The sequence below is a fragment of the Nostoc cf. edaphicum LEGE 07299 genome, from assembly GCF_015207245.1.
Taxonomy (GTDB): Bacteria; Cyanobacteriota; Cyanobacteriia; order Cyanobacteriales; family Nostocaceae; genus Nostoc; species Nostoc edaphicum_B.
The window spans coordinates 1-6,933 of record NZ_JADEXF010000170.1 but is presented as its reverse complement, the minus strand read 5'-3'; the positions used below and the strand labels follow the sequence as shown (position 1 = coordinate 6,933).

The following is a 6,933-nucleotide window of genomic DNA, read 5'->3' as shown; positions in this document are numbered from 1 at the left end:
GGTCTAACTACGAGAGGGGGAGCAAAGGAAGTAGGAGAATCGGCAACAAAAGCAGTTGTTACTAGTTGGGTATCAATTTTTATTATGGATTTCTTTCTATCTCTACTGCTGTTTGAACAGCCTGCATTTTGAACCCAAGTAAGTATTGAACAAAACAAAATTACTGACTTTTTAAAAAGTTGGGAATTTGAGCTACAAAGGAAATTGTAGGTAAATAATATTGCTTCTAAAGGATTGGCGTAACCCAACCCAGGCATCGCTTGCTTTTTCGGGTATACTTCATCACATTAACGGAATTTGGGAATATATGAACTTGTAGATTAGCGCACCCAAAGCTAAACCTCCCAATGAAAAAATAGAGGTAGTCGAAAAAGCTAACCCTTCCCTAAGACCCGCTCTTTGAAAGTCTATCCTGACTAATATAGTCGCTGAAATGATGAGTAAAGTATCAAGAAAGACCCGAAACCAGGCAATCATAATAAAGAATAAGAAAGCTGCTAAGACGGCAACGCCGAAAGACCTGGTATTTGATTGAAGAAAAAGACTGTAGTAATATGTCATCTTCGGCCAAGGAGCGGTCAACGTGATGATTAAAAGCAAGATAGCAATTACAGTTGCCACCCAGACAAATATAGGAGCACGTGTTTCTGATATTACCCAGCCCAAAGTACTGTAACTCAGCAGTACTAGCGCCAGGGACACCCAAGGAACTCTTTTCAAAATTGACATGGGTTTATATTTCTAGTACAGGGTTAAAGTTTTATCGCATAAATAAGTGTAGTAATTCAAGACTTTATTTTGCTTGAGGACTTGCTCAGTTTATGATGATTTTCCTTCCTTAAGGATATCCCAGTATTAAAGGAGTTTTTGACGATACGGGTATCAGTCAGACAAGAAGCCAGAAGTTCTTACAGATAAAATTATGTAAATTTTGAATATATAGCTTAAAATAGTAAGTTTAGCATCATATTTTATAGCTTCAATCAATAGACTTTTATGCTGTTCACAAGAAAGCCAAACAAGTTTGTCGAGAATTGCGGTACAAAGTAGTTAAAGATTTGTAAACTGTTAGCAGCCGAGTAGCCGCGTGTCACATCTTGTTAAGGAATTATCATGAAACAACTTATTATTGCTGAACGCGTATGCCTCATTGGTCATATCGCGTCAAAAGCCTTTGGACTGGTAGGGATGCTACTGGTAGTACCTAATGCCGAAATAATTTTCAACTTATCGCAGGTAGGAGAAACTGCCGTACAGTTAAGTATGGCTGGCGGTGGTGTAGTTGATATCATCTTAGGGACAGTAGCTGTCTCTATTTATGCCTACCGGACTTTGGGATTAGGAACTTGGCTAGCATTTATGCTACCAGCTATGTTTATCTCTTTGGGAAGTGAACTACTGGGAACAAGTACAGGGTTTCCATTTGGTGATTATAGCTACTTGAGTGGTTTGGGTTATAAGATTGGAGGGCTAGTTCCTTTCACAATTCCTTTATCTTGGTTTTATGTTGGGCTGTCGTCTTATTTAATTGCGAGAACTGGTTTGAAAGTGGCTCAAAAACCCAGTTGGGGTCGCCATATTGCTGCGATAGCCGTTGGTGCTTTGCTCTTCACTTGCTGGGACTTTGCCCTTGAACCGGCTATGAGTCAAACTTCTCTGCCCTTCTGGTATTGGGAACAACCAGGAGCTTTCTTTGGAACACCTTACCAGAACTATGTAGGTTGGTTTGGTACTAGCGCTCTGTTTATGAGTGTGGCAGGATTATTGTGGAGAAATACCTCGATTAAATTAGAGCGATCGCAACTCAATCTGCCCTTAGTCGTTTATTTAACTAACTTTGCATTTGCCGCCGGACTCAGCTTGGCAGCTGGATTCTCTATCCCTGTGTTACTCGGCTTATTGCTAGGTGTGATTCCGGCTGTGGTGCTATGGTCAAGGAGTTCAACCACACCTGCTCAAGTTACTGTTGAACCAGTAACGAAAGAAGTAACAGTAGCAAAGGTTGAAGTTGCCTTGAAATAAGCCTAGAAATTAGGGAGTGGGGAGTGGGGAGGCAGAGGAGCAGGGGAGCAGAGGAGCAGAGGAGAAGTTACAGTAAGTCTTTCCTCTCTGCTCCTATATCCAATCCCATGCCCAATGCCCAATGCCCCATACCCAATGACTAATGACTAATGACTAATGACAACGCTTTGATAGCAGAAAGCGCTATCTCTCTTTTATTGCTACTTATCCAAGTACCAGCAACAGCGATTCTGTTTTCGCGGCTGCTAAAGGGGCCAAGACGCCATCCTCCAATAGAACCACAACAGCCAACACCTGAACTTTTGGGTAAGGTTAGCATCGTTGTTCCCACACTGAACGAGGCGCTTCGCATTAGCCCTCTGTTGGCTGGTTTAAGTCAGCAAAGCTATGAAGTTCGGGAAATTATGGTTGTAGACAGCAAATCCAGTGATGGTACGCCAGATTTGGTAAAAGTCTCACAGCAGAAAGATCCTCGCTTTCGCGTGATGACAGATGATCCCTTACCCTCTGGTTGGGTGGGGCGTCCTTGGGCGTTGCATAACGGTTTTCTATATACCTCAGAGGCTAGTCAGTGGTTCTTGGGGCTGGATGCTGATATCCAACCGCATCCTGGTTTAGTTGCTGGTTTGGTGAAGACAGCCGAAGCACAAGGCTATGATTTGGTTTCTCTTTCACCCCAATTCATCCTCAAATATCCTGGAGAGTGCTGGCTACAACCTGCATTGTTGATGACTTTGCTTTACCGATTTGACCCAGCGGGGATCAATACAGAGCAACCAGAACGGGTAATGGCAAATGGGCAGTGTTTTTTGTGTCGTCGCTCCGTTTTAGCTGCTGTGGGTGGTTATAGCAGTGCGAGTAATTCTTTTTGTGATGATGTCACGTTGGCACGCAATATCGCTATCCAAGGTTATAAGGTCGGCTTTTTAGATGGCGCAAAGGTATTAAAGGTACGTATGTATGAAGGGGCGATGGAGACGTGGAAAGAATGGGGGCGGAGTCTCGATCTCAAAGATGCAACTTCTCGCTCTCAGTTGTGGGGAGATTTATGGCTACTTACATCTGTTCAAGGTCTACCCCTTTTAATTGTCTTGACTTTTTTGTTGATGTCTCCCCCACTCTCATATTCGCTCACTCCCCCACTCCTGCTGCTGGGACTGAACTTATTCCTGTTGGTGATTCGCTTTGCCATGCTAATAGCGATCGCACCTTCCTATGATCGCACAAACGCTAAAGGCAGCTGGTTATTCTGGCTTTCCCCTTTGGCCGATCCCTTCGCTGTGCTACGAATCTTTTTATCTGCATTCCGCACCCCGCGCGAGTGGCGAGGACGCAAGTATATATAGTGGGGCATGGGGCATTGGGCATTGGAAAGAGGCAGAGGGGCAGAGGTGCAGAGGGGAAAGATTTACTGCAACTTCCCCTCTGCTTCCCTGCTCCCCTGCTCCCCTGCTCCCCTGCTCACTCTTCTTCACCTCCTACTTGATCCCCGCGTTCCAATTCCCAAAGAATTTGATTTCCTTCACGGCGTACCCGTGACACTATCCAGTTTCGCCAGCGCCATTGATCTCCACGACTGGTGACAGCGCTGGCATGGACATCCATCAAGTCTGCTAACTCAGAACTGGTGATTAAGTAGCCTTTTTCAGAAATTTCGTCAGCTATACGCAGAGTTTCGACCAAGCTGCGGAGTTGCGAAACCCTCATTTCTGGCGGTTTTTCATCGGTTACGGCCGCAGTTGGCCCGGTTGATGGTTCCATAACGGTTATTTCTGGTGCAGAAGTACTGATTTTTTGCGGACTTTGGTTAGTTATTCTAGAGTTTTTTTCATAATCAGCTACTTTTGCTACATTTATTTCATTTGTAGAAGGTAAAGATTTATAAAATTCTGTGGAAGATAATTGTTGTAGAGCAGGGGTTTTACCACTTGCATAACTGCGAGCGATCGCATCACAACGTTCGTTACCTATGTTACCAGAATGTCCCCGAACGTATTGCCATTTTACTTGTTGGGTATTGAGTTCATCTAAGATTTCTAAAAGGTCTTGGTTTTGGACGGGTTTACCATCTGACTTTTTCCAGCCTTTATTTTTCCAGCCTTTCACCCATTTGGTAACGCAGTTAATTAGGTATTCGCTATCGGTATGAAGGGTAATGGGTTGGGCTTGTTGAGATGTTTGCAGAAATTGAAGGGCGGCGATCGCAGCTTGCATCTCCATTTTATTATTAGTGGTATGACGGGATGCATCGCCCATTTCGTGGATTGAGCCGTCGCTGAAGTAAACGACAACACCCCAACCGCCAGGGCCAGGATTACCGGTGCAAGCACCATCGGTGTATATGCTTTGAATTATGGGTTGGGTGGACATGGTTAGGGTATCGAACCGCGAAGGTAAAAGTTATTAGCGGCGAATTTTTTTAACAATATCCAGGTTATTATACTGATAAAAACTCTTAATTCTTACTCCTGAATTCTGACTTCGGAATTCTTCTTTAATCCTCATCATCAGGCAAATTTTCCATTTCTTCAGTAATTAGCGTCTGAAAATCTTCGTCACAATGATTATACAGATGAACCGCAGCAGCTAGGAGTTCTGCGAGAATTTCAGCTTGTTGGTTAGCAGTTAAACTAGTTAACTGTAACTGGTTAACTAATGCTTGTACTTTCAGGCATTCTATACCTAATTCAGCAATCAAGGTACTGAGGGTTGAATTGGTTATTGCAAGAGGGCGATCGCTAATCTGCATATTTATTGTCCCAATCTTTTACGCGCTTGTTGGATTGCCTTATCAAAAGCACGAATCTCTTTTTCCCAATGCTTAATTAAACCTTCGTCAGGAAAACTCTTTTCTGATTCCAGTCTAATCTTTTCTTGATGTTCAGTAATTCTTTGAGCTAAAGATTCAATTGCCTTTTGATGGTGCTTTTTACCCATTACTCAGAACGATAAGCAACGCGGAGACTTTGGATTAAAATCACCAGAGATGCGATCGCCATTAACCCACCCCAAAACCAGTAAGGTAAAAGCAAATATCGCTGCATTTGCGCTGTATCAGATGCACCAAGGGGACCAGCAGAACTACTAAATAGATAATCAAGTTGATGGTACGTACTTACACAAGCTTGTACACCCAAAAATTGAATCACAAACCCTTGCGCCCAGCGAGGTGCTTTCAGGGAAATACCCAATATTATTAAACCTAGTAAGGGAATTGCCACCAATCCGAACCAGGAACGCACCCAAATTAATGTCGAAAATAGCAAAAAACTCCCTAAAATTTTTAAACAGAGGGTTGCTGCTGTAAAACTGCGGGAAGCCAGAATCAAAGCTGCACCGGCAAGAGGTGGCCCCATTGGCCCGGCTGCGGCGATTATTGCCGGGCCAATTGGCCCCAATGACGACCGGAGTCCATAAGTTGCGACACCAGAACCATTGCTAAAAATCTGCAACTTCTGAAACTGTCCCCCTAATAGCAGTGCCATTAAGCCGTGACCCATTTCATGAAACCAAGTTGCCAGAATTGTAAATGGGTATAAGATATAATCCCCTCCTGGTACTTGCCACAATAAAGTAGTTGCGATCGCTGCTGCAACTAGCCAGGTTAGCCCCATACGTTCAACAACTGGCGGGGCTTCTTTAGCGAGCAAGGGTTCAAAATTTTTACTTGGTTCCTTCATAGGTCAATCATTGGCAGTGTATTTCCATCCATCCTAATGTAATTATTAAGGTAATGGAGTTGCTAGACAATGTAACAATTCGTACATCAAAGCGACGGCTGTCAACTATGGTGCTATCAAGAACAACATAGTTATCCGTCGCTTGTCTGATGCAGTTCATTTGTTGCTCCTCCAAAATGGATGCCGGAGGATGGGCAGAAAATACTTAGACTGATGTCATAATTTAGCAAGAACCAGTTAAGCAAGTTGAAAGAGGAATGTCATTAAGTCTCCTTTACCTAAGCTGATGCGATCGCCTGGTCGCAAGCGATGACGGTTTCCTGGTAAAAGTGGCAAATTATTAATATAAGTGCCATTAGAACTTCCCACATCCTCTACATAATGGGCATCTCCCTCGACACGAATATCTGCATGAATCCGCGAGACAATTTCGGAATTAGGAAATCCTGAAACATCTATATCTGGAGGAATCCGGTCATTGGGCTTGCCGATATGAATCACAGAGAAATTTTGCGGTAATTCAATTAAGCGATCGCTTTGAACGTGGAGTAACCGCGCTGTAACCTGCTGCAATTGCGTTCTGGCAGCAGTTGCAGTTGGTGCTGGTGCTGCTGGCGGGGATGCTTCGGCTTCAGAGAGTGGTACTGGCTCCACAGGTGGTGGAGTCGGAATACTACTTTGTCCAGAGACTACGGGTTGAGCGACAACGGTTGACACAGGTTCTGGAGGGCTGCTTTCTGCAACAGGTATCTGTGGCACAGGTTCTGGGGGAACTGCCATCTCTGTTGGTGGTAAAGATGATTCGGGAGGACGGGAGTTAGTAGAACCGCTCATTCCCAAGGCATCTGGTTGTAAAAGTTCTAACAGTGGATCGGGCGGAACTAACGCTGGTACTTCCACGGGAATATCTGGAGTGACTGTTGTAGCTACTGTGGGATGAACGTGTGGAACTCCTGCGGAGTGAAGGTTATAGCCACACTGACCGCAGAATGCAGCATCTGCCTGCACAGTTGCCCCACAACTGGGACAATTAGTAGTCGCAGGTAACGGTGTATAACAAGCTTCACACTGAACAGCGCCGTCAGGGTTGGGATGATTGCAATTAGGGCAGACGATCATCGATATTTAGCCTTTGTTCAAGATCATCATAAATATAGTTAGGACTGGCAAGCAGAGGGCGGCCCTAGCTTTAGATTCTAGCAATTACTGCCGATTTGATACGGGGAAAGGG

10 protein-coding genes are annotated in these 6,933 nt (G+C 44.4%); 3 read left to right on the top strand and 7 right to left on the bottom strand.

What is annotated here, in order from left to right; translation table 11 throughout:
- Positions 1-132 (top strand): ABC transporter permease (locus IQ229_RS07175; protein ID WP_194042508.1); only part of this gene is annotated, 132 nt, incomplete at its 5' end.
- A gap of 150 nt (positions 133-282) precedes the next feature.
- On the opposite strand, the gene IQ229_RS23785 is transcribed toward IQ229_RS07175, so the two are convergent.
- Positions 283-729, bottom strand: a complete 447-nt coding sequence (locus IQ229_RS23785; RefSeq protein WP_228013261.1) for a hypothetical protein — start codon at positions 727-729, stop codon at positions 283-285.
- Between the two features lie 384 nt (positions 730-1,113).
- Between IQ229_RS23785 and cruF the strand changes: the two genes are divergently transcribed.
- A complete protein-coding gene (cruF, locus tag IQ229_RS07170; protein ID WP_194042507.1) occupies positions 1,114-2,022 on the top strand; it encodes a gamma-carotene 1'-hydroxylase CruF in 909 nt (302 codons plus the stop codon).
- Positions 2,023-2,171: 149 nt separating this feature from the next.
- Positions 2,172-3,368 (top strand): 2'-O-glycosyltransferase CruG, encoded by a 1,197-nt coding sequence (cruG, locus tag IQ229_RS07165; RefSeq protein WP_194042506.1) that lies wholly within the window; start codon positions 2,172-2,174, stop codon positions 3,366-3,368.
- A gap of 115 nt (positions 3,369-3,483) precedes the next feature.
- Here cruG and rnhA read toward each other — a convergent pair whose 3' ends face one another.
- The 6 genes from rnhA to IQ229_RS07135 form a co-directional block, all read right to left on the bottom strand.
- Positions 3,484-4,392 (bottom strand): ribonuclease HI, encoded by a 909-nt coding sequence (gene rnhA, locus IQ229_RS07160; protein WP_194042503.1) that lies wholly within the window; start codon positions 4,390-4,392, stop codon positions 3,484-3,486.
- 124 nt (positions 4,393-4,516) lie between these two features.
- Positions 4,517-4,771 carry a hypothetical protein gene (locus tag IQ229_RS07155; protein ID WP_194042501.1) on the bottom strand — a complete coding sequence of 85 codons (255 nt, stop codon included), beginning with the start codon at positions 4,769-4,771 and terminating at the stop codon, positions 4,517-4,519.
- Positions 4,772-4,773: 2 nt separating this feature from the next.
- Positions 4,774-4,959, bottom strand: coding sequence for a hypothetical protein (locus IQ229_RS07150; protein ID WP_194042499.1), 186 nt, complete (start codon positions 4,957-4,959; stop codon positions 4,774-4,776).
- Entirely contained in the window at positions 4,959-5,702 is a 744-nt protein-coding gene (locus tag IQ229_RS07145) for a M50 family metallopeptidase (RefSeq protein WP_194042497.1), read from the bottom strand. Before IQ229_RS07145 ends, IQ229_RS07150 begins: the two co-directional genes overlap by 1 nt.
- Positions 5,703-5,709: 7 nt before the next feature.
- Positions 5,710-5,862, bottom strand: a complete 153-nt coding sequence (locus tag IQ229_RS07140; RefSeq protein ID WP_194042494.1) for a hypothetical protein — start codon at positions 5,860-5,862, stop codon at positions 5,710-5,712.
- A gap of 77 nt (positions 5,863-5,939) precedes the next feature.
- Positions 5,940-6,821 (bottom strand): FHA domain-containing protein, encoded by an 882-nt coding sequence (locus IQ229_RS07135; protein ID WP_194042493.1) that lies wholly within the window; start codon positions 6,819-6,821, stop codon positions 5,940-5,942.
- Between the last annotated feature and the right edge of the window lie 112 nt (positions 6,822-6,933).

Excerpts from the sequence above, each read along its gene's own strand:
- IQ229_RS23785 (WP_228013261.1), bottom strand. The coding sequence starts at position 729 with ATGTCAATTTTGAAAAGAGTTCCTTGGGTGTCCCTGGCGCTAGTACTG.
- cruF (WP_194042507.1), top strand. The coding sequence starts at position 1,114 with ATGAAACAACTTATTATTGCTGAACGCGTATGCCTCATTGGTCATATC.
- cruG (WP_194042506.1), top strand. The coding sequence starts at position 2,172 with ATGACTAATGACAACGCTTTGATAGCAGAAAGCGCTATCTCTCTTTTA.
- rnhA (WP_194042503.1), bottom strand. The coding sequence starts at position 4,392 with ATGTCCACCCAACCCATAATTCAAAGCATATACACCGATGGTGCTTGC.
- IQ229_RS07155 (WP_194042501.1), bottom strand. The coding sequence starts at position 4,771 with ATGCAGATTAGCGATCGCCCTCTTGCAATAACCAATTCAACCCTCAGT.
- IQ229_RS07150 (WP_194042499.1), bottom strand. The coding sequence starts at position 4,959 with ATGGGTAAAAAGCACCATCAAAAGGCAATTGAATCTTTAGCTCAAAGA.
- IQ229_RS07145 (WP_194042497.1), bottom strand. The coding sequence starts at position 5,702 with ATGAAGGAACCAAGTAAAAATTTTGAACCCTTGCTCGCTAAAGAAGCC.
- IQ229_RS07140 (WP_194042494.1), bottom strand. The coding sequence starts at position 5,862 with ATGAACTGCATCAGACAAGCGACGGATAACTATGTTGTTCTTGATAGC.
- IQ229_RS07135 (WP_194042493.1), bottom strand. The coding sequence starts at position 6,821 with ATGATCGTCTGCCCTAATTGCAATCATCCCAACCCTGACGGCGCTGTT.